The 21,851-nt window shown below is 44.2% G+C and carries 20 protein-coding genes; 10 read left to right on the plus strand and 10 right to left on the minus strand.

Features of this window, described 5'->3' with window-relative positions; genetic code table 11:
• Nucleotides 1-41: 41 nt before the first annotated feature.
• The gene (locus tag K5L93_RS18200; protein WP_220721104.1) at nucleotides 42-326 is read left to right on the plus strand and encodes a YfcZ/YiiS family protein; all 285 of its coding nucleotides are present in this window, start codon (nucleotides 42-44) and stop codon (nucleotides 324-326) included.
• Between the two features lie 17 nt (nucleotides 327-343).
• On the opposite strand, the gene K5L93_RS18205 is transcribed toward K5L93_RS18200, so the two are convergent.
• From K5L93_RS18205 to K5L93_RS18230, 6 genes are read right to left on the minus strand one after another with little or no spacing between them, the layout of a single operon-like run.
• Nucleotides 344-1,933: a BatD family protein gene (locus K5L93_RS18205; protein ID WP_220721105.1), complete on the minus strand. Its 1,590-nt coding sequence runs from the start codon at nucleotides 1,931-1,933 to the stop codon at nucleotides 344-346.
• A complete protein-coding gene (locus K5L93_RS18210) occupies nucleotides 1,934-3,670 on the minus strand; it encodes a VWA domain-containing protein (protein ID WP_220721106.1) in 1,737 nt (578 codons plus the stop codon).
• Nucleotides 3,663-4,667 carry a VWA domain-containing protein gene (locus tag K5L93_RS18215; protein ID WP_220721107.1) on the minus strand — a complete coding sequence of 335 codons (1,005 nt, stop codon included), beginning with the start codon at nucleotides 4,665-4,667 and terminating at the stop codon, nucleotides 3,663-3,665. Before K5L93_RS18215 ends, K5L93_RS18210 begins: the two co-directional genes overlap by 8 nt.
• A complete protein-coding gene (locus K5L93_RS18220; protein WP_220721108.1) occupies nucleotides 4,660-5,205 on the minus strand; it encodes a DUF4381 domain-containing protein in 546 nt (181 codons plus the stop codon). The genes K5L93_RS18215 and K5L93_RS18220 overlap by 8 nt, the downstream gene beginning before the upstream one ends.
• Nucleotides 5,198-6,112, minus strand: coding sequence for a DUF58 domain-containing protein (locus K5L93_RS18225; protein WP_220721109.1), 915 nt, complete (start codon nucleotides 6,110-6,112; stop codon nucleotides 5,198-5,200). Before K5L93_RS18225 ends, K5L93_RS18220 begins: the two co-directional genes overlap by 8 nt.
• Entirely contained in the window at nucleotides 6,112-7,068 is a 957-nt protein-coding gene (locus K5L93_RS18230) for an AAA family ATPase (protein WP_220721110.1), read from the minus strand. The genes K5L93_RS18225 and K5L93_RS18230 overlap by 1 nt, the downstream gene beginning before the upstream one ends.
• A 180-nt stretch (nucleotides 7,069-7,248) precedes the next feature.
• Between K5L93_RS18230 and fadI the strand changes: the two genes are divergently transcribed.
• Entirely contained in the window at nucleotides 7,249-8,556 is a 1,308-nt protein-coding gene (gene fadI, locus K5L93_RS18235) for an acetyl-CoA C-acyltransferase FadI (RefSeq protein WP_220721111.1), read from the plus strand.
• On the plus strand, nucleotides 8,556-10,679 hold the full coding sequence (gene fadJ / locus K5L93_RS18240) for a fatty acid oxidation complex subunit alpha FadJ (RefSeq protein WP_220721112.1): 2,124 nt from the start codon (nucleotides 8,556-8,558) through the stop codon (nucleotides 10,677-10,679). The genes fadI and fadJ overlap by 1 nt, the downstream gene beginning before the upstream one ends.
• A gap of 341 nt (nucleotides 10,680-11,020) precedes the next feature.
• On the opposite strand, the gene K5L93_RS18245 is transcribed toward fadJ, so the two are convergent.
• Nucleotides 11,021-13,807 (minus strand): insulinase family protein, encoded by a 2,787-nt coding sequence (locus K5L93_RS18245; protein WP_220721113.1) that lies wholly within the window; start codon nucleotides 13,805-13,807, stop codon nucleotides 11,021-11,023.
• 159 nt (nucleotides 13,808-13,966) lie between these two features.
• Here K5L93_RS18245 and sixA point away from each other — a divergent pair, with 159 nt between their 5' ends.
• Together sixA and ytfK are read left to right on the plus strand one after the other, a co-directional pair.
• Nucleotides 13,967-14,431 (plus strand): phosphohistidine phosphatase SixA, encoded by a 465-nt coding sequence (sixA, locus tag K5L93_RS18250; RefSeq protein WP_220721114.1) that lies wholly within the window; start codon nucleotides 13,967-13,969, stop codon nucleotides 14,429-14,431.
• 185 nt (nucleotides 14,432-14,616) lie between these two features.
• Complete coding sequence (gene ytfK, locus K5L93_RS18255) at nucleotides 14,617-14,826, plus strand: DUF1107 family protein (protein WP_016403429.1); 210 nt, start codon at nucleotides 14,617-14,619, stop codon at nucleotides 14,824-14,826.
• Between the two features lie 47 nt (nucleotides 14,827-14,873).
• Here ytfK and smrB read toward each other — a convergent pair whose 3' ends face one another.
• The gene (smrB, locus tag K5L93_RS18260; protein ID WP_220721115.1) at nucleotides 14,874-15,398 is read right to left on the minus strand and encodes an endonuclease SmrB; all 525 of its coding nucleotides are present in this window, start codon (nucleotides 15,396-15,398) and stop codon (nucleotides 14,874-14,876) included.
• Nucleotides 15,399-15,461: 63 nt separating this feature from the next.
• Between smrB and prmB the strand changes: the two genes are divergently transcribed.
• The 5 genes from prmB to K5L93_RS18285 all read left to right on the plus strand — a co-directional run bounded on the left by prmB (nucleotide 15,462) and on the right by K5L93_RS18285 (nucleotide 19,490).
• On the plus strand, nucleotides 15,462-16,385 hold the full coding sequence (gene prmB / locus K5L93_RS18265; protein WP_220721116.1) for a 50S ribosomal protein L3 N(5)-glutamine methyltransferase: 924 nt from the start codon (nucleotides 15,462-15,464) through the stop codon (nucleotides 16,383-16,385).
• A gap of 11 nt (nucleotides 16,386-16,396) precedes the next feature.
• Nucleotides 16,397-17,485 (plus strand): chorismate synthase, encoded by a 1,089-nt coding sequence (gene aroC / locus K5L93_RS18270; protein WP_152781102.1) that lies wholly within the window; start codon nucleotides 16,397-16,399, stop codon nucleotides 17,483-17,485.
• A gap of 80 nt (nucleotides 17,486-17,565) precedes the next feature.
• Nucleotides 17,566-18,078, plus strand: coding sequence for an elongation factor P hydroxylase (locus K5L93_RS18275; RefSeq protein ID WP_220721117.1), 513 nt, complete (start codon nucleotides 17,566-17,568; stop codon nucleotides 18,076-18,078).
• Nucleotides 18,071-19,246 carry an ATP-NAD kinase family protein gene (locus K5L93_RS18280; RefSeq protein WP_220721118.1) on the plus strand — a complete coding sequence of 392 codons (1,176 nt, stop codon included), beginning with the start codon at nucleotides 18,071-18,073 and terminating at the stop codon, nucleotides 19,244-19,246. Before K5L93_RS18275 ends, K5L93_RS18280 begins: the two co-directional genes overlap by 8 nt.
• Nucleotides 19,191-19,490, plus strand: a complete 300-nt coding sequence (locus tag K5L93_RS18285; RefSeq protein ID WP_220721119.1) for a hypothetical protein — start codon at nucleotides 19,191-19,193, stop codon at nucleotides 19,488-19,490. Before K5L93_RS18280 ends, K5L93_RS18285 begins: the two co-directional genes overlap by 56 nt.
• 66 nt (nucleotides 19,491-19,556) lie before the next feature.
• Here K5L93_RS18285 and K5L93_RS18290 read toward each other — a convergent pair whose 3' ends face one another.
• Together K5L93_RS18290 and K5L93_RS18295 are read right to left on the minus strand one after the other, a co-directional pair.
• Entirely contained in the window at nucleotides 19,557-20,528 is a 972-nt protein-coding gene (locus K5L93_RS18290) for a GGDEF domain-containing protein (RefSeq protein ID WP_220721120.1), read from the minus strand.
• Entirely contained in the window at nucleotides 20,525-21,571 is a 1,047-nt protein-coding gene (locus K5L93_RS18295; protein ID WP_220721121.1) for a response regulator, read from the minus strand. The genes K5L93_RS18290 and K5L93_RS18295 overlap by 4 nt, the downstream gene beginning before the upstream one ends.
• Nucleotides 21,572-21,851 lie beyond the last annotated feature (280 nt).

Genomic DNA, 21,851 nt, shown 5'->3' on the forward strand with positions numbered 1-21,851 from the left:
AGAGTTATAACTAAGGCAGATTGTAAAAGAAAGGAAAATAGATGAAAACTAAGTTAGAAGAATCTAAAACTTGTTGTTGTGTTGATGTTGGTGCGGTTATCGATGGCGAAGAATGTACTGCACAAGTTGAAGAAGTGTTTGCCGAGCAACAACAAGCTGAAACCCGTTTAAACGCTTTAGTAGACAAAGCTCGCAAGGCAGAATCTGATCCTTGTGAGATTAGCAGTGAAATTACTGCTGTTGAGGTCGGCGTTAAACTGGTAGCTTCATTTACGTTTTGCTGCCAAGCAGAAAGCCTAATCTTTCAATTAGGCTTAAACCGCTAGGCTGCATTTTATATTCTTTATGGATTGAGCGAGGAGAGCCCTTCTTCTTGCTCTTTTTTGCCTTGGTCTTGCTTCTTTAGCGCTTGGCATTGCTTGAAAAACGCGAGTAGATCAAAGCCTGTTTTATCATCGCTAGCCCAGTTTGCGGCGCTAATTTCTTTATGCAGGGCGGCAAAGCTGCTAGTTGGCTGCTGTTTATTTATCCACTTAGCTAATGCTTGCTCAGCTTGCAGCTTTTGGCCAGCTTTACAGGCCAAAGCAAACTGCGCCCAATAGTCATCATCTAAGGGCACTGCGCTAGCAGCCGCCGTTAATTGAGCCTCGTGCTTGGCATTGCTTTTTTTAGGTTTTATCACCCATACCAACAACGCTAGGGTAATTATCCATGCGAGGGCAAAAAACCACGTCCACATTGAGGTGCGAGGTTTTTCTTGTACTTCAGGGAGAACTGGCTGATTGCTCGGTAATGATTGCAATTGCTGATTTACCGGAGCTGCCACTACGGTAATGGTTCGCGGTGCTATATCGGCGCTGGCTTGTTGATCTTTGCTTAAATCCCACCATGGTAGTGACCAGCCAGGGAGAGTAAGTTCGCCTTCGTTTACTGGTATCAATGCCACATTTAAACTGCGCTGCGCAAACACTATTCCATCTTTAACTATGGTGCGGTCTTGGTAAGCTTCTGGGTAAACCCGAAAATCTTCCCCGTAATCTATATCAATTTCAGGCAATTGATCTTCGGTTATTCCTGCAATGGTTAAGTTGATAATACGGGTGAAAGCTTGGCCTTGCTGGTAGTCACTTTGCAGTGGTTGAATCTCTTCATATAGCAATAAGTCATTAGAGGGCAGCCACGTACCCGGAAAACTAGCTGGTGGCGCTTTTACTTCCAAAGACAAGGTTTGCGCGGCTATGTCTACCGGCCTAGCACGGCGATTGATGTCGTTGGCTAAGCCGCTTAAACGCGGCCCTTTTACTTCAAAGTCACCAGCTTTTTCCGGGGTGATTAACCAATGGCGGGTAAGGGTACGATAACGTTTGCCATCGATGATCTCTAAGTCTTGTTTATCTTCACCTAGCTTTTCTATTTTAGCGCCGAGCATGCTGGGCGCAATAATATTGGCTTGGTCGAGGCTATTAGCGACCCAAATCTTGGCGGTATAGGTTACTGGCTGGCCAATGTAAACCTCAGCATTGTCCAAGCTTACTTCCATACGTACCTGATCTTTACTCGGTTCTATGGCCTCGATGGTTTTGGCTGTGAGTTGAATGGGCGTGGTGTTCTGTCCACCAATGTTAAAGCTGGGAATAAGGTAATTACCTTCTTCACGCACCAATAAGGTAGTGGTCCAGCGAGTCTGAGTTGATGATTTACCATTTATACTGGTGTGTTGACGGCTGGTAGAAGTGCTGCCAACCACAAATTTTTGCCTTAGCAGTACCGATGAATCAAATTCACTGGCTGCTAAGGTATCGTCAGCCACTATTTCTAAGGTAAAGGCTTGTCCAACGGCCACGGGATTTTGACTGACCGAAGCGGTAACTTTAGTTGTGGCATAAGCATTAAAGTTAAGTAAAAGAATTAAAATTACACTAAGCGCTTTCACTTACCAGTTCTCCTGATTACTAGGCTGACGACGTCGTTTTTGATATTCAAGGTACATTTTATTGCGAAGTAGCAAACTCGGGTCGTTGGGCAGATCTTCAAGCCATTTTTGTAACTCTTCTTGGTCACTCGGTTCGCCTTGCGAGTTGTTGACTTGAGCACTTTGCTCAGGCTCTTGTTCTTCATTTGACGGTTCTTCGCTGGCTTGCGCCTGTTGTTGCTGTTCAGACTCTTGATCTTGTTCGGATTGTTGCTCAGAAGGCGTCTGTTGGTCTTGATTCTGTTCTGCTTCGGAATCGTCCTGCTGTTGGTCAGCTTGTTGCTGAGACGAATCTGACTCTGATTGCTGATCAGAATCGCTAGCATCTTGTTGCTCTGACTGTTGCTGGTTTTGCTGCTGTTGTTCTAACAGTTCTTCAACCAATTTTTTGTTGTGTTGCGCTGCAGGGAAGTCATTTTGTAATTCTAAGGCTTGCTCATAGGCTTCTATCGCTTGTTGATAATCGCCAAGTTGAGCTTGAGCATTTCCTTGGTTAAACCACCCATTGGCACTGCCATCTTGCGCAAACAGCGCTTGCGCCTCTTGGTAGTTCCCTGCTTTGTATAGAGCCGAAGCTTTCCAATTTGGATCGGTAAACAGCTCAGCAGCTTCGCCATAGCGTTCTTCTTCAAAAGCTTGTTGTGCTTGTTGAGCTTGATTTGTCCACACCGAGTTAGCCAGAGCGGGCTTCGGTAGGGCAAAAATACTAACACATAAACTAACTAGCAATAGCTCCGCGCGGCGCACGCTATTTAGTAGCATCAACAGAATAAAAGGCAGCAGATAAAAGCCAATATCTTTTCTCACCTGCGCTTGTTGGTTGCTTTGTTGTTCGCTATCAAAACTGCGGCTACGTAAGGAGCTCAGTTTCTCAATATCGCTATTATCAGCACTAATTAGCTGGCAAATACCGCCGGTGTTTTGGCAAAGTGGCAGGAAGTTATCTACTTCTAACTTGGCAATAACAATGCTGCCATATTGGTCTTTTAGCATGCTGCCATCTTCTAGAGGAATGGGTGCACCTTCTTCGGTGCCTAAGGCCAACATAGAAAAACGTAAATTATGTTGTTGCAAGCTACTTAAGCTTAACTGCATTTGCTGTTCTGTAAGTCCGTCCCCAATCACTACCACATCGCCTTGCGCGTAGCCGGCTTGTTTGATTAGTTCGGCAGCTTGCTCAATGGCAAGGTTAAGGGCTGAACCGTGAGCCGGCATTAACTCTGGTTTAAGGTGGGGAACCAAGTTGGCGAGTGTATTGGTATCGCTACTTAAGGGGCTAAGCACAAATGCGTCGCCCGCATAAGCAATAAGCGCGGTTTCACCATCTTTCCATTGCTCGAGTAAATCTAATGCTTTGTACTTTGCCAGTTCAACTCTATCAGGTTTTACATCTCGCGCTCGCATCGAATAGGACATGTCCATAATTAACACACGGGCAGAACCTTCGCGGTAGAGTGGTACGTTGTCACTAATAATGCTTGGGCCACTTAAGGCGATTAGAATCAGAGCCAGTAAGCCGGCTAAAGACCATTGGGAGCGTTTGCTTTGTTTTGGAAAGTCCACCAAATATTTCGCAATGCCAGGGCTAATTAGTTTGCTCCAAGCAGATTGCTCGCGCTGCTGCTTTTTAAACAACAGCAGCAAGAAAAGTGGGCTAAGCAATAGCCATTCCGGACGCAATAAGCTTATATCAAACATTGCTTGCCTCCTGATTAAAACGGCGCATTAGCATCGGGCTGGCTAAACTTGCCACTAACAACAAAGTTGCTAAAGCCAAAGGCCAATAATATAACTCGTATTGCGGGCGGTAGAATTGCTGAGCCTCTGAGATTGGGTTTAAGGCATTTATCTCTTGGTAAATTTTCGAAAGATCTTCGGTGCTGCGTGCTCGGTAATATTGACCACCAGTCATTTCAGCTATTTTTATCAATGCGCCTTCGTCTAAATCTTGCGAGGGGTTTATCTTACGTGCGCCAAATAAAGTTTGTTGATAAAGCTCGTCGGCACCCACACCAATGGTGTAAATCACCACTTGATTCTTGGCTGCCATTTCTGCCGCTTGCATTGGATCAACCGAGCCGGAAGTATTTTGGCCATCGGTAAGTAGAATAAGGATCCGCTGTTCTGCTGGGTGGTTCATTAATTGTTTAATGCCTAGACCAATGCCTTCACCAATCGCGGTTCTGTCGCCAACTAAACCGTGTACTAGCTCTTTTACTTGAATTAGCAAACTGTCTAAATCAAAGCTTAGTGGGCTGGCTAAATAGGCATGGTCGGCAAATAAAATCATGCCTAAACGGTCGCCGCGACGTTGTTCAATAAATTCGCTGAGCAAAAACTTAAGGGCTGTTAGTCGGTCAACGGCTTCACCATCAAGTTGCATATCTTTGATTTGCATACTGCCCGACATATCAACTGATAATAATAAATCGCGGCCTTGCTCATTTAAGCCTTGCACTTCATCATCTAGCCATACTGGACGCGCTAATGCAGTAATGCACAAAATCCAAACTAACCATTTAAGGCCAATTTTTAGTGGGCTATTGGTTTTTTCCAAAGCAGCTTGTTGTTGGGTAAAAGGCAAGCTGCTGTTTAACAAGACTTCGCTTTGTTGTTGCTTGGCTTGGCTGAATTTTTCTACCAGCCAAAGCACAGGAATAAGCACAAATACGTAAGGCCAGACAAACTCAAACATCGCTGCCTCCCTTATTTTTGCCGTTCAACTGTTGTTTGGTGTTTTGCTGATGCCTGCCAAAGCCAAATAAGCTGGCCATATTTAGCGGCGGTCTTAGCTGTTTAATCCACTGTTCGCCAAGTTGAATACATTGCTGGGCAGAATCCGATGGGGTAGCTGAGTACAAGGCTTGCTGCCAAGCATCTTCTAGCTCCGAGAATGCAGCTTGGTTTTTTCGTGAAGTACTGTCTAAAAAGGCTAACCACGCTTGACCATTTAGCGAAGCGACTTGTTGGCGCGGGTAATAGCTCAAGGCCAAGCGCTTCATTAATACGTTGAGCTCTGCCAAGGTGGCTGGTTGTTGCTTGAGCTTAAGTAATGCTTCACGTCGCGGTTTATCTAAATACCAAAAACGCCAAGCTGCAAATAGCAGCAAGCTAAGTGAAAGTATGACCAGTACACCAAGTAGCCACCAACCAATGGCGGGTAGGCCGGTTTCATAAGTTGTGGGTAAAATGATGTCTTTTAAATTAACTAGAGGATTAGTTTGCTCAGGCATAGTCCTGCCACTCTAAGGCTGTTGAAAAATGCTGATGAGGAATGCGAGCTTGTTGCAGCATTTGCTCAATCTGTTGTTGGCGCTGATTGGCCAAACGTTTAAATTGCTGCCTAAATGCTTTGTTATCTGGCTGCAAATATCCCTCGCTATTGCCGTTGCTTACTTGCAGTTGCATTGCGGTATGCGCTTTGGGCAGTTGTTGCTCCAAAGGATCGCTAATTTGCCAAGCAAACACTTGGTTATGGCTAGCTAAGCGCTGTAAATGCAAGGAGGCTGCTTTGTCAAAATGGTAAAAGTCGCTAATTAAATGCACTTGGTAGCCGGTTTTTACTAACTGACATAAAGTCTCAAGATTGTGAGTTGGCGATGGGTCTTGCAGTTGCTGCTCACTTAAGGCTGCAAATTGTTGATTGTGCACATCAACGATGCTTTGTAGCTGGGCTAACCAATGGGTTTTACTGGCTGCTGGTTTTTGGTTGTGCGCTTGCTCACCTAAATGCAGAGTTAAGGCCACGCGCTCACCCAGTTGTTGAGCATTCCAACCTAAACAGGCCGCCAGCTCACTCGCGAATACCGACTTAAGTTTGTCACCGCTGCCAAAATACATGGAGTGTGATAAATCAAGAAAGATAAACACCGGATGCTCGCGGTCTTCTCTAAACAACTTGGTATGAGTTTTACCGGTACGCGCAGTTACCCGCCAGTCGATGCAACGAATGTCATCTCCTGGTTGATAATGACGCACTTCGTCAAACTCCATGCCTCGCCCACGAACTTTGCTTAAGCGATTTCCATGACGGCTACTACTCACTTGACGCCAAGGAGGCATGTTTAAATGAATAGCACGCGCTTCAATCAACTGTTCAATCTGTAAACTTACCGGCGATTGGCGACTAATGGTATCCATTAGGCAAAAGCCACCAATTCAAGTAAACGTTGGATAACCGCATCGGCTTGAATCCCTTTGGCTTGTGCTTGGTAGCTAAGCAATAAGCGATGGCGTAATACCGGATAAGCCAATTGTTGGATATCTTCTGGGCTAACAAAGTCTCGACCATCAAGCCAAGCTTTGGCGCGAGCGGCACGGGCTAATGAAATGCTGGCACGTGGGCTTGCACCAAACTCTAACCACTGACTAAATTCGTCGGTGTAGCGCTCTGGTTGGCGAGTAGCTACCACTAAATCAACGATATATTGGTTAAGCTGAGGTGCGATGTGAACTTCCATAATCGCTCGGCGCAGGGCAAATAATTTTTGTTGAGTGAGCGGTTCTGGCTGACGTAAGTGCACTTGTTTGGCTTCACGTTCAGTAAGCTGCAGAATTTTGAGTTCGTTTTCTGCATCAGGGTAGTTCAAACACAGCTTGAACATAAAGCGGTCTAGTTGCGCTTCTGGAAGTGGGTAAGTACCTTCTTGCTCAATCGGGTTTTGCGTGGCCATTACCATAAAGAGCTTGGGTAGCTGGTAACTTTTACTGCCTACGGTGATTTGCTGCTCGGCCATGGCTTCCAGTAAAGCCGATTGCACTTTAGCAGGGGCACGGTTAATTTCGTCCGCCAATACTAAGTTGTGAAAAATAGGCCCTTTCTGAAAGCTAAAGCTGGCAGTCTCTGGGTGAAACACATCGGTACCGGTTAAATCTGCAGGCAATAAGTCTGGGGTGAACTGGACTCGATGAAAATCACCTTCTATACATTCCGATAGTGCTTTTACCGCTCGGGTCTTAGCAAGGCCTGGAGGTCCCTCTACTAATATGTGCCCGTCGGCCAATAAAGCGATAAGTAATTGATTAATAAATTCAGTTTGGCCAACTATGCTTTGGTTAAGGTAATCTCTAATGGCCGATAGTGTGTTGTTACTCATTTGATCCTCTGAATTGTTCATCGCATGCGGATGATAAAACACTCTTCTGTTAGGCTCAAAAAATTTCCTTTAAATTTGACGGCTTACTACTAGTTTTAATCGCTTGTTTGAATTATGTGAAGAAATGGTTAATATAAAGCTTATGAGGTCTGACCTCTTAACTCGTTAAGGATAAATTGAATGCACCAACAACAATCTTTACAAACGGCGAATGGCGCACGCATAGCAGTAGTTGCGGGTTTGCGTACGCCATTTGCGCGTCAAGCTACAGCCTATCATGATGTTCCAGCAGTAGACCTTGGGAAAATGGTGGTTAATGAATTAATTAAGCGTGTAGATCTAGACGTGAGAGAAATTCAACAACTGGTATTTGGTCAAGTGGTACAAATGCCTGCAGCGCCAAACATTGCCCGTGAAATTGTTTTGGGTACTCCACTAGATGTATCTACCGATGCTTATAGTGTGTCTAGGGCTTGTGCTACTAGCTTTCAGGCAACGGTTAACGTGGTTGAGTCTATAATGGCTGGCACAATTGATTGTGGTATTGCTGGTGGTGCTGATTCATCTTCAGTGTTACCTATTGGAGTGAGCAAAAAGTTAGCTCGCAGTTTACTTGAGCTATCTAAAGCCCGCAGTGCGGGGCAGCGTTGGAATATTATTAAAAAGCTAAGAATTAAAGACTTAGCGCCAGTTCCCCCAGCAGTTGCTGAGTACTCAACCGGTATTTCCATGGGGCAAACCGCTGAGCAAATGGCCAAAACGCATGGCATTAAACGCGCCGACCAAGACAAGTTAGCTGCACGTTCACACCGCTTAGCGCATCAAGCTTGGGAAGAAGGCAAGTTGGACGATGAAGTAATGACCGCTTACCCAGAGCCTTATAAAACCTTTATCAACCGTGACAATAACGTGCGCGGTGACTCAAGTGAAGAGAAACTGGCCAAATTGAAACCGGTATTCGACCGCAAGCATGGTTCGGTAACTGCCGCTAACGCAACACCGCTTACCGATGGTGCCGCCGCGGTGTTGCTGATGCGAGAAGACAAAGCCAAAGAGCAAGGTTTACCTATTCTAGGTTACATCAAGAGTTATGCCTTTGCTGGCATCGACGTGTGGGAAGACATGTTAATGGGGCCTTCTTACGCCACCCCAATTGCTTTAGACCGCGCAGGTATTGGTTTGCAAGACTTGGACTTAATTGAAATGCACGAAGCCTTTGCAGCTCAAACGCTAGCGAACGTTAAAATGTTTGCCAGTGACGAATTTGCTAAGTCTATTGGTCGAGATAAAGCCTTGGGTGAAATTGACATGGAGAAGTTTAACGTAATGGGTAGCTCAATTGCTTATGGTCACCCCTTTGCCGCCACTGGTGCGCGAATGATTACGCAAATGCTTAACGAGCTTCGTCGTCGCGGTGGTGGTTTAGGTTTAACCACTGCTTGTGCGGCAGGTGGTTTGGGCGCGGCAATGGTTTTGGAGGTTGAATAATGGAACAGCAAACTTTCACCTTAACGATTGAAGAGAATATTGCGCTGTTAAAAATTGATGTACATGGTGAAACCATGAACACCTTAAAAGCCGAATTTGGCCCCGAGCTGGATGCCATATTGGATGACCTAGCTTCTCAGTCTCAACTTACCGGTATGGTGGTGTACAGCGGAAAGGCTGATTCGTTTATCGCCGGCGCTGATATTGGCATGTTGGACAGCTGTGATACCGCCGCCGATGCGCAAAAGCTTTCACAAGACGGACACAAAGTTTTTGCACGCTTAGCTAAGCTACCGTTTCCGGTCATTGCTGCTATTCATGGACCGTGCTTAGGCGGTGGTTTAGAAGTGGCCTTAGCTTGTGATTATCGAGTATGTAGTAACGATGATAAAACCAGCCTAGGCTTGCCTGAAGTGCAACTTGGTCTATTACCCGGTGGCGGTGGAACTCAACGCTTGCCTAAGCTTGTGGGTATTCAAAAAGCCTTAGAGATGATGCTTACTGGCAAACAGTTACGCCCCAAGCAAGCCCTTAAAAGTGGCTTAGTGGATGAAATGGTACCCAACAGCGTACTGCTAGATGTTGCCAAGAAATATGCAGGTAAAGCTAAACGTAAACCAAAACCTAAACTAAGTACCATTTCAAAGTTACTGGAAGGTAACCCGCTTGGTCGTAATGTGTTGTTTTCTCAGGTAACTAAGCAAACCATGAGCAAAACACGTGGCAATTACCCAGCGCCTAACGAGATCATTGCTTGTGTTAAAGCTGGGATTGAGAAAAACACCGAGGCCGCTTATCAAGAAGAAGCCAAACGTTTTGCCGACTTAGTGAAAAGCCCTGAGTCAGCAGCGTTGCGCGGCTTGTTTTTTGCGTCGAATGAACTGAAAAAAGAAAGCTTGTTTGAAGGCGTGTCGCCACAAAAAATTAATCAAGTTGCTGTTTTAGGTGGCGGTTTAATGGGAGCGGGCATTGCTTTTGTGTCGGCGACCAAAGCTAAAGCACAAGTTCGTATTAAAGATATTAGCGAAAAAGGTGTGTTAGGCGGCCTAAATTACGCTTATAAGTTGTTAGATAAAAAGCGTAAACGCCGGTTTATTACCAATGCCCAGCTGCAGCAGCAAATGAACAACATTACCGGCGGAACAGATTTTGTTGGCATGCAAAATAGCCAAATTGTGGTGGAAGCAGTATTTGAAGATTTAGCGCTTAAGCAACAAATGGTGGCTGATATTGAAGCCAATTGTAATCAAAAAACGATTTTTGCCAGCAATACCTCTTCATTGCCTATTGGGCAAATAGCGGCTAAAGCTGAGCGTCCAGAACAAGTGATTGGCTTGCATTACTTTAGTCCAGTAGAAAAAATGCCTTTGGCTGAAATTATTCCGCATGCTGGCACTAATGAGCAAACCATTGCCGATACGGTAGAGTTTGCTCGTAAGCAAGGTAAAACTGCAATTGTAGTGAAAGATGGCGCAGGCTTTTACGTAAACCGTATTCTTGCGCCTTACATGAATGAAGCCGCCATGTTGTTGCTAGAAGGGCAGAGCATTGAACATTTAGATAAAACGCTACTAGATTATGGCTTCCCGGTTGGCCCAATGACCTTGCTTGACGAAGTAGGCATTGATGTAGGTTCTAAAATTGCGCCGATTCTTGAAGCTGAGCTAGGTGAGCGTTTTAAAGCGCCAGATGCATTTGCCAAACTTATCGACGATAAGCGCTTAGGTAAGAAAAACGGTCGAGGTTTCTATCTCTACGGCAAAGGTAAAAAAGCCAAAGCCAAGCAAGTTGACGAAAAGGTGTACTCAGTTTTGGGTGTTAAACCGAAAACCTCACTTGATGCAGCTACCCTGTCTAAGCGTTGTGTTTACATGATGCTTAATGAAGCTGCGCGCTGTTTAGATGAAGGGGTTATACGCAGTGCTCGAGATGGTGATTTAGGTGCTATTTTCGGTATTGGTTTCCCACCTTTCTTAGGTGGACCATTCCGCGCTATGGATAGCATTGGTATTGCTAACTTGGTGAAAGAGCTTCAAGCGATGGAATCAAGCTACGGTGAACGTTTTAAACCTTGCGAAGCCTTGGTTGCAATGGCTGATAAAGGCCAAAGCTATTACCCTTAAATTGTAAAGCAAGCATAACAAAAGCCAAGGTGAATAATTCGCCTTGGCTTTAGTGTAATTAAGACATTTCTGTTAACATCTCCACCCTGTCTGTATTAGAGCGAGTAGTATGTTTTTCGTTTTGTTGTTGTCAGTCTGTTTTGGGCTATTTTTCTACGTGGAAGCTATTAAGTTTTCTTTGCCGCGATGGCGTTGGACATTGGTGGGCTTATTGTTTGGGCCACTGTGTATGCCACTGCTCTGGACGCATCAAAAGCTTAACGTAAAGCGCAGCCAAGGTTTTAACGATAGCCGAATGAAGGCTTAATTCAGCCTTCACTGTTTATAGTTTTTCATCTCTTTTAGTTATAGCAATAAATTGCTGAATCACTCTGAAACTCACTACGGCTTTTAACTATTCGCACTGTCTCTAAATGGTGGGTATTTAAAGGCTCTGCTTGCTGCTCATTTGCTCCATGGTTGTATACGATAACTCGGTCTCGCTGCTTGCTTTTTAAGCTCATCATAAACCGGACAAGGTCAACGCGCTCAAGTCGTTCAATGCATTCCGCTGCTCGTTGGCGCTGATTAAAGGTCAAATCCTTGTTGCCGATGCTTACCCAAAAACGTTGAGCACGGGTTCGCATATTGCTTTCGCGCTCTAGTATTTGGGCAATTAGCCCTTGTTTACTTTGCTGCCATTGCGCGTCACTTAGCTCAAACATCAGCACCGGGAACTCATCCAAAAAGTCGTTAATGGCGTCGAGCAGTGTTTGCGGTTGCCCATGTGGTGATTGCACATAGAAAATAATGCCGGGGTGGCGATTAAGCGGCAAGTTGCCGGTTCCCACAATGTATCCTAGCTGCTGCTTGGTGCGTAACTCATTAAAGAAGGTTGAGGTCATAATGTGGTTACTTAAGGTAAATAAAGCAATGCTCTCGGGGCTTAAGTCTCGGCTTTGATAATAAATCATTAGCGCCGAATCATTTTGCTGACAATCAATTTCGTATAACAAGCTTCCTTGATCTTTAATGCTAATGAGCTTTCTAGGTGTTTCCTTTGATGGGCTGGTATTAGGAGATATTTCTTGCTGAATAAACTCACCCAGATCTTCAATTGTTGGTTCCGACCAATTGCCGTAAGCCAACATTTCTATATGAATATTTTGATAAAGCTTGGCCACAAATTCCGGCAGCTCTTCTAATTGAACATCTTCTAGCTCTTTGAGTAAGGCGCTAGGCGGTGGGTTGTTAGGTTGCAACAACGAGGTTAGCTCACTAAACAGTCGCGAAATAGGCTTAACTTGCATCTGGTTTTGCCAGTGCTTTGCTAACTGCTGTTTAATTATTCCAAAGCGCTTACGCTCAAAATGACCAAATAAGCGGTTATTCATGATCATCTTGAGTAGCAAGATTTGTTTGTCACTAAATCCAGATAGGTGCAAGGTGTAGCCGCCTTGATGGGCATAAAGCTGGTAAGACATGCCAGCAATCTCGGCTTGGTAAGTCATCTCGCTGAGATGATCTAGCATCAATTCTACCATTAAGCGCGTGCAGACAATGTTGCGAACCGAAGCGACAGCATGTTGTGAATCAACTGACACATACAAATGCCCTTTGGGGACTTTAAATTCCGGCTCGTTGCTAAACCATAAGCGAAAGCCTGGTTTATCAAACAGCAATCTAGGTTCTGCTTCTTGTTCTTGTGGCTCAACCAAAGGCGATTGGTTAAAAGACAAAAATGGATTGCTGGCCGGTAGTTGCAAACTTTCTAATTCACCTGGTGATTGCCAGCGTTTAATGCGCTCAGGTTCAATGTGTTTTACTGAATAGGGAGTGTGGTACCACTTAGCTATTTTATCTCCCTTTACATTGGGCGATACCAAAGTAATCCGCATTTTCTCAGGGACAATTTGTTTTAAGCATTGCGAGATAAGTGCTTGGTCGTAGTTTTCCATGGCGTAATCGCCATAGATAACATCGTCTGGGGGATAGTGCTGTAAGTTAATGGCTAAGTGAGAAACTAAGTCGATAGCCCGTGATTTTTCTTGATAGAGGAAGGCCCGCTCAAATACTTGCTGTTTTTCGCTGTAGCGCCAAGCTTGTAAACCATGTTGGCGAATCATTTCCAAGTAACTGAAGCTCGCATCAATGATTGAATCAATACAGTTTAAGCCTTCGTCGGTTAAGGAGTAGCTAATGCAAAAATCTTTAAAATTACTACCACTGACTCCGCCACCTGCCGCCATGGAGTTAATTAAACCAGCATGACGCAATAGAGCGACTAAGCTGCCAGGCCCTTCATAACCCAAAATATGCGCAATATAAGTGAGAGGCTTTTGTCGATAAAGCGAATCCATATCGCCAAAGCCAAAAGATAAACTGAGCTTTTTAAGATCTTTAACCGGCTGAATATGAGTTTCTAATGCCAGGTGTTGAGGCAAATAAAAGGGGGCTATTTTAGGCTTATTGACAGCAACCTTTGGAACTGCGGAAAAGAGTTGCCGGACATGGGCTTCATTTTGGTCAAGCCTGTGTGGGCTAAGCACTGCTAGCGACATTAAATCGGCCGAGTAATGCTGTTGATAAAAGGCGATTAGGTCGTCTCTAATCGATGTTTCACCATCGCTAAGGGTATCTAAGCTACCAACAGAAAACTGGCTAAAGGGGTGGTCTGGGTTTACCGTTTCTTTATGCACTTGGTAAATGCGGCGTACATCGTCTTTTATCTTTAGTTGGTATTCAGAGTTAACCGCTTGTCGTTCACGCTCAACCAGCTCTGGGTTAAAACACGGGCAGATGAAAAACTGGCTAAAGCGGTCAAGCGCTTCGTCAAACCAATCGTTATCAATATCAAAATAGTAATTGGTGTGTTCGGTGCCTGTCCAGGCGTTATTGCTACCGCCATGGCGGTTTATGAAACTTTGGTATTCACCTGCTTTAGGATAAGAGTCTGTTCCCAAAAAAAGCATGTGCTCTAAAAAGTGAGCTAAACCTTCACGATTTTTGGGATCGTTAAAGTGGCCAATATTTACTGCCAGAGAGGCAGCAGACTTTTGCGCTGTTTCATCTTGAACTAACAAGACTTTAAGACCATTGTCTAAAGTTATGTAACGATATTGTTTTGGATCGTTAGGGCTAGTGCGCAAGGCAACATTCCTTGTTTATGGTGATAGTATGATTATCAGTCGCTTAACTTGGTCTTGCAAACTCTGATGGATGTTTTGTGGCATATCAATTAAATTAGCAGCCAAAATTAGTAAGCTAATACGTTTAACACGTCTCAATTAATTAAGAAGAGCCCTTTTATGCAAGTATTTATCATGCGTCATGGTGAAGCCGAAATGTTCGCTGCTAGCGATAGCGAGCGAGCACTAAACCAATCTGGCTTAAATGAAGTAGGTAAAATGGGGGCGTATCTAGCGGATAAACTACCACAATTAGATTATGTATTAGTGAGCCCATATTTGCGTGCACAGCAAACATGGCAGCGCTTAGCTAAAAGCTTACCGGAAGCGGTTAAAGTGATCGAACTAAACGAGCTAACGCCCTCTGGTGATGAAGTAGCCGTGGTGAGCTTAATTAACGAACTTGCTTTAGAGCAACCACAAGGTAATTTACTAGTGGTATCACATTTGCCGTTAGTGGGCTTTATTGTTGAAGGCCTAGTGGCTGAAGCTGGTGCTCCATTGTTTAGTACTGCGGCTGTTGCTGAGTTGCAAGTAGGGCAAGAAAACCGCTTTATCTCACTGCAACACCCAATAAGCTTGTAGTAAAACGAACTTATCAACCGGTTAGCTGTTTACTGTTGGTGTATTGCTCTAAATCTCAAAGGTTCCCAGTTTTTTGTGCTTTTGAGATCTTCTTCGCGGAACAGTGAATTGCTGCCGATTTCCTTAGAATTCGCCAATATCTCCTAGTAGTATTCGTTTTGTCAAAACAGCAGTGGACATAATGAATGAAAATATTTTCCCGTTATTCTCCAGTTAAAATTGCCCGTTACGTTAAAGCGTTTTTTAAAGGACGCTTGTATATTCAAGGACGAGGGGCATACGAGTTTAAAAATGGTAAATTAGAAACTTTGGCAAATCACAAAACCACTAAGCACCGGCAAACAGTGGCAGAAGTGAACCAACACATCGACGAATTTAAGAATAAAGCCGCTTAATAATAGGCTTTGTTTAGAAAGTAGAAACCACTCTTCGGAGTGGTTTTTTAGTTTGGAGAGCTAATTAACACCAACAGCGCACTAGAACCGCCGTGTACTTTGGGGGCTTGGTGAAACGCTAAGACCTGAGGATGTTGTGCCAGCCATTGAGGCACCTTAGCTTTTAGAATTTGCTGGCCGTGACCATGCATAATCGAGGCAACATGATAATGCTGCTGTTTGCATTCAACAATTAAGGCCGCTATCTCCTGTTTAGCTTGTAGCTGAGTAAGGCCATGTAAATCCAGCATAATTTCTGGCGAATAATCACCGCGCCTTAGTTTTTTTAGTTCATAGGGGTCACATTCATCACTTTGCCAGCGCATTGGCCCTTCGTCTGGTAGCAAAGGGTGATACTCATCAGAAAAGAAGAATTGGCTATTATTTAACGCCGCACGTTGCTGTTTTTCCCTTTGTTGGCTTTTTTGCTTGATTCGAGTGGGCTCAAGACTTATTTTATCTTGTTTTATCTGGCGAACGCCTTTGAGCGCTTCTTTGAAAGCAGCGAAATCTTCGTCAGTTGGTTTTTTCATCTTTTATTATCAGTTGTGCCTGAAGCCATATAGTGGGTGATTGTACTTAATCTGGAGGCCAAATTGGAAAAGATATTTATCGAAGAAGCAATCGATGAGTTACATACTATTCAAGATATGATCCGCTGGGCGGTGAGTCGATTTAATGCTTCTGGCGTTTTCTATGGTCATGGAACTGACAACGCTTGGGACGAAGCGGTGCAACTCATTTTGCCTAGTCTTCATTTACCTTTGGATGTTGATCCAGAGGTAAGGCACGCGCGTTTAACTCGTCAAGAACGCAGTTTATTGGTTGAGCTGGTGGTTAAGCGTGTTCAAGAACGCTTACCTGTGGCTTACTTAACCAATAAAGCATGGTTTGCAGGTTTAGAGTTTTACGTGGACGAAAGAGTACTTGTGCCTCGTTCTCCGTTTGCCGAACTTATTGAAACCCAATTCTCGCCGTGGTTGGTAGAAGAGCCTAAGCGGATATTAGACTTATGCACGGGTAGCGCTTGTATAGCTATTGGCTGTGCTTATGCTTTCCCCGAAGCAGAAGTAGACGCGGTTGATATTTCGGAAGATGCCCTAGCAGTAGCCGAGATTAATATTCAAGGGCATGGCTTAGAGCAACAAGTTACGCCTATTTTGTCTGATGGCTTAAATGAGTTGAAAGGGCATACTTATGATCTTATTGTCAGCAATCCGCCTTATGTTGATGCTGAAGACATGAGCAACTTGCCACATGAGTTTATGCATGAACCTGAGTTAGGTTTGGCATCGGGTTTTGATGGCTTAGAGTTAACTAAAAAGATTTTGGCTGATGCCGCAGATCACTTAACTCCAAATGGTTTGTTAATTGTAGAAATTGGCAATAGCCAAGTGCATATGCAGCAACAGTTTCCCGATGTTCCGTTTACATGGATAGAGTTTACCAACGGCGGGCACGGAGTATTTATTATTAGCCGCGAGCAATTGCTTGCTTGCCGCTCGCAATTTGAACAGTAAGGATAGAATTAATGGCAGGAAACAGCATTGGCCAGCTCTTTCGCGTAACAACCTTTGGTGAAAGCCACGGTGTTGCACTGGGTTGTATTATTGATGGGTGTCCACCGGGACTAGAAATTAACGAAGCAATGATTCAAAAAGATTTGGATCGTCGTAGACCGGGTACATCACGCTATACCACCCAGCGTCGTGAACCTGACCAAGTTAAAATTCTTGCAGGTGTATTTGAAGGAAAGACTACCGGTACCTCGATTGGCTTAATGATTGAGAACACCGATCAGCGTTCTAAAGATTACTCCAATATTAAAGATATGTTCCGCCCTGGCCATGCAGACTATACCTATCATCAAAAGTACGGTACCCGAGATTACCGCGGTGGTGGTCGCTCTTCTGCGCGTGAAACCGCGATGCGGGTAGCGGCGGGTGTAATCGCTAAAGAATATTTGAAGCAACATCACGGTGTAGAGATCCACGGTTACTTAAGTGAACTGGGCCCAGTAAAAGCTGAGAATATCGACTTTTCTCAAATTGAGCAGAACCCGTTTTTCTTTCCAGACGAAAGCAAGTTGGAAGAGCTTGATGAGTTTATGCGAGCGCTAAAAAAAGAAGGTGACTCAATTGGCGCGCGTTTAAGTATTGTTGCTAAGCAAGTTCCAGTTGGCTTAGGTGAGCCAGTATTTGATCGTTTAGATGCTGATATTGCGCATGCACTCATGGGCATTAATGCAGTTAAAGCGGTAGAAATTGGTGACGGCTTTGCGGTAGTTAACCAACGTGGTAGTGAGCACCGCGATGAAATGACCCCTGAAGGCTTTAGTTCTAACCATGCCGGTGGTGTGTTGGGGGGCATTTCGTCAGGTCAAGATGTGGTAGCTCACATTGCCCTAAAGCCCACTTCAAGTATTACTGTACCTGGGCAAACTATTGATAAATATGGCAAGCCGGTAGAAGTTGTGACCAAAGGACGCCACGATCCATGTGTTGGTATTCGCGCGGTACCGATTGCTGAAGCGATGTTAGCGATTGTGTTAATGGATCATTGTTTACGCCAGCGCGGCCAAAACGGCGCTGTAGCGACAGAAACCCCGATCCTGCGTTAGGCATAAAGCTTTTAATAGTAAGCCCTTAAATGTTGCATTTAGGGGCTTTTTTATAGCATAGCGAGAAGTAGAGAATAGCGATGCTGGATGACGTAAAGCAGCTTATTTTACTGTTTAATGAAACCTTTGCTGATTTTAATACTGAGCTAGTTGCTGGAGAGGATGAACCGATTTATCTGCCAGCAGGTGAAGATAGGGTTAAGCACCAAATAGTGTTTGCTCATGGTTTTTATGCCAGTGCCTTACATGAGATTGCTCATTGGTGCATAGCTGGTGAGCAGCGTCGACAGTTAGAAGATTACGGCTATTGGTATGAGGCAGATGGGCGAAACCAACAGCAGCAATTGGACTTTGAAAAAGTGGAGTATAAGCCACAAGCCGTGGAGTGTGGCTTAGCGCGTGCTGCAGGACGTACTTTTCAAGTGAGTGTTGATAACCTATCTGGCTTTCAAAGTGACCGCCATGCATTTGCTGCTGCGGTTGAGCAGCAGTATCAGCTATATTTGCAGCAAGGCTTCCCTGCAAGGGCTCAAAAATTCATGACGGTGTTAAACAAGGCAAACCAAGCATTGGTTGAGGTTGCAAATGATTAAATTGGGTTTGATTGTAAATCCCATTGCTGGTGTTGGTGGTAGCGTTGCGCTAAAAGGCTCTGATGGGGTGAGTGAACAGGCACTTGCTAAGGGTGCAACAAAGAAAGCCAACTTGCGCGCTGAACAAGCTTTGCAGGCGCTAAGCCAAGTTCAACAAGCGTTTATTATTTACACCGCGTCTGGCGAAATGGGTGAAGACTTGTGTCAAAAGCTATCGTTGCCTCATGAAGTGATTTATCAAGCTAATCAACCCTCAGATGCGCTTGATACTCAACAAGCCGCGCAGCAGCTGGCTAAGCTTGGTGTAGAGCTACTGGTGTTTGCGGGCGGAGATGGTACCGCTAGAGACGTGCTCAGTGCTGTGGGCGAGGGGACTAAGTGTTTAGGTATTCCAGCTGGTTGTAAGATTCATTCTGGCGTTTATGGTGTGACACCTGCTGCTAGTGGCATTGTTATTGAGAAGCTAGTTAAAGGCGAAATGCTAAGCCTTAAAAGCGCCGATGTAATGGATATTGATGAGCAAGCTTTTCGCCAAGGTAGAGTGCGTGCTAAGTGTTTTGGTGAGATGCTGGTGCCCGATGAATTGCGTTATGTTCAGTCGGTTAAGCAAGGTGGTATTGAATCTGAAGAGTTGGTTTTACAGGATATTGCCGCTGAAGTGATAGAGTTGTTAGAAGAAGAGCAGTTTATCGCAGGATCAGGCTCTACCGTAGCCACCATTATGCAGGAGTTATCACTGCCTAATACTCTTCTAGGAGTAGATTTGGTTAAAGATCACCAAATCGTCCAAGAGGATTTGACCGAAGCTGAGCTGATTAATAGAATAAGCAACGTAAAAACTAAGCTATTGATTACACCCATTGGTGGTCAGGGACATTTATTTGGCCGTGGCAATCAACAACTAAGCCCTGCGGTTATTCGTAAGCTTGGCCGGGAAAATATTGTAGTTGTAGCAACAAAAACTAAACTTAAATCTTTGCATGGACGCCCGTTGATTGTTGATACTGGCGATACAGAACTAGATAAGCACTTATCTGGAAGCATCAAGGTAATTACTGGTTACCGAGATTATATTATGTATCGAGTATCGAACCCTGAAAATGAGGTTACCGATGCTCAAGAATTATGTCACCCTGTTGCAGACTTACCTGAACAGCCACGACACTAATCTAAATGCTCCACCAAAACATGTTATTCAATACCTAAGTGATCATCTTGGGGTTGTTGCAACATTAACCGAATTAAGCGGTCGCCCAATGGTGCATTGCTTAAAATCACAAATGCATATTGCCTTGTTGGATGCTCACTTTGACGGTGAAACAGACGAAACTATGCAATCGCAGGTAGAGGCTTTATGGCGCGATGCTATTTCGTTTGCGGATAGTCAACAGCAAGTTTCTGCTGTAGCCTAAGTGATTAAGTGAAGAATTAAAAAAGCAAAGCTTCGGCTTTGCTTTTTTAGTTTGTTTGCCTGAGTATTAATCAGGTGTTTTATGAGCAAACAGACTGGTTTGGTTTCGACCATTGTGTTTACTTTGATATAAGGCTTGGTCGGTGTTAGCTAACCAGTCTTTAGCACTGGCGGTTTGATCATCTAGCTCTGCCACTCCCAAGCTTACTGTAAATGGAATTTCTACCCCATCTACTACTGGTTTTAAGGCCTCAATAGCGGTTCGTAAGCGTTCACAAAATATTTTGGCATGTTCTGAATCTGTATCGGTTAAAATAACGCCAAATTCTTCGCCGCCATAACGCCCTGCAATATCGGTTTTACGCATTACCTTGCGTAAGGTATCACCCACTAAAGTAATAATTTTATCGCCTGCCGGATGACCGTAGGTATCATTTACTTGTTTAAAGTGATCAATATCAAACATCACTAGAGAGCTAGGCGCGGTGTTTCGTACAAAGCGATTAAACTCCTGGTCTAATCTATCTTGCCAGTATCCTCGGTTATATAACTGAGTAAGTTTGTCGGTACGGCTTAATATCTTTAGCTCTTCATTGACCTTCTGCGCCTCAAGTTTATTCACTGCGTTATCGGTAACATCATAAATAATCAAACTAATATGGGTAACGATACCGGTTAATGAAGTAAGTGGGATAATGGTGATGTTTTGGTACATAAAATCTACCGTGCCAGTGATTGGACGATAGTTTTTAAAGGGGAATACGTGCGGCCGCTGTTCCCAGGTAGTAAATGCGCGGTTCTTCAGAAAGAACACCGAATCAATTTTGTGGCGCAGCCAATCTTCTGGAAGCTGAGGAAATAGCGAGAACAGCTTTTTACCTTGGGCTTGGTCGGGACGCAGGCCACTATGGGTTTCCATGAAATTGTTCCACACTTGTACTTGATAGTCTTTATCGAGCACTACTAGGCCGACATCGATAGTTTGTATCATGTCCAGCATCCAGTGGAACTCGTTCATTTCATTTTGATGTTGGCTCATTGGTGCTCAAATAAGTAAGAAATTTTGTTATTTAGAGTTGGCAGTGAATCTTCAGTAATCAGCAATAATAAGTCACATTGAATGTTGTGCTTTTCAATAGTGTAGTTGATTTCAATTGCCAAAGTTTTTTGCCAGCGATGGGTATTACTGTTTATTAAGTCGCCGATATTACAATGTTGTCCCAATACCACGGGGTGGCCTTGTGAAAAGCCAACATCTAGTTGGTCGGATACACCTTTTAGACAAGCACCAATAAGAATGTTGGCAATGTCCATGAGCACCTCTAGTTGCCCGTTGTCGTCTAACTCGCCTTTGTAATTCATCAACTTAGACATATCAGCAAAACTAGAATCGTGGAATAAAAGCAGTGCTTCTCCGGCGATACCTGAGCCAATAAAACCTTGGCAAACCGCCGACATTGCTTCGTTTTCTTCAACCGAAGTGAGCGCCATATGCAATTCACTGGTTTCAAGAATATTAACGTTGGGGATGGGTAAAACGATAAATGCATCGAGTAAGCGCGCTAGCAAGTCAGCAGCTCGTCCCATGGCTACGTTGGCAATCTCTTGGTAGTGGTCTCTAAAGTCGACAATTTTTGGTGAAAGCGTATCGTTGACCGGTGCCGGCATTTTATCTAAAGCGGCTAAGTCGTTTTCAAGTTCAAGCAGTTGCTGTGATTCAACAATCCCGTAGGCAACCAAGATTTCGCCAATTTTAGCTTTGTTAGTAGGCTTTTTAATGAAGTCGAGGGCACCGAGTTGTTTAACCCGGGTGTAGGCCTCTGGCTGAACATCGCCAGATACCACGATAATAAGCGCCGGTAAATCGTTCTTCTGAACTTGTTCTAGTACTTCATAACCGTCCATTACAGGCATATTCAGATCAAGGAAAACTACGTCTCCTTTACCTTGACGGATCAGGTCAACCCCTTCTTGGCCATCTTTGGCGAAGCTTATCTCTACATCCCAGCCAGGTGGAAGGCTGCGGGCCATTTGTTTTCTTGCGAGGTTGGAATCATCGCAAATGAGAATTGGTAACGACATAATTTACTATTAACTCTCCTTGTATGCTGACAGTATGATGCTAAATGCCAACCTTGCTAAGTCTCAATTGATAAAAAACAGAGATTTGTATGTCGCGCTTTGAGGTGATTCACAAAAACTGTTTTGTAGTTCAGTGTAAAGATAAGTTTAGTCGAGAAGTTATTGATTATTCGTTAAAGTTTCAAACTTGTGCTGGCTGTCTGTTATGCTGCTGGGTCAAAACATAAAAATAAATCTATAAATAGCGGTAACGCTAGCAAACGGAAATGGGTTATCTAGA

It is taken from the genome of Agarivorans litoreus, from assembly GCF_019649015.1.
Lineage (GTDB): Bacteria > Pseudomonadota > Gammaproteobacteria > Enterobacterales > Celerinatantimonadaceae > Agarivorans > Agarivorans litoreus.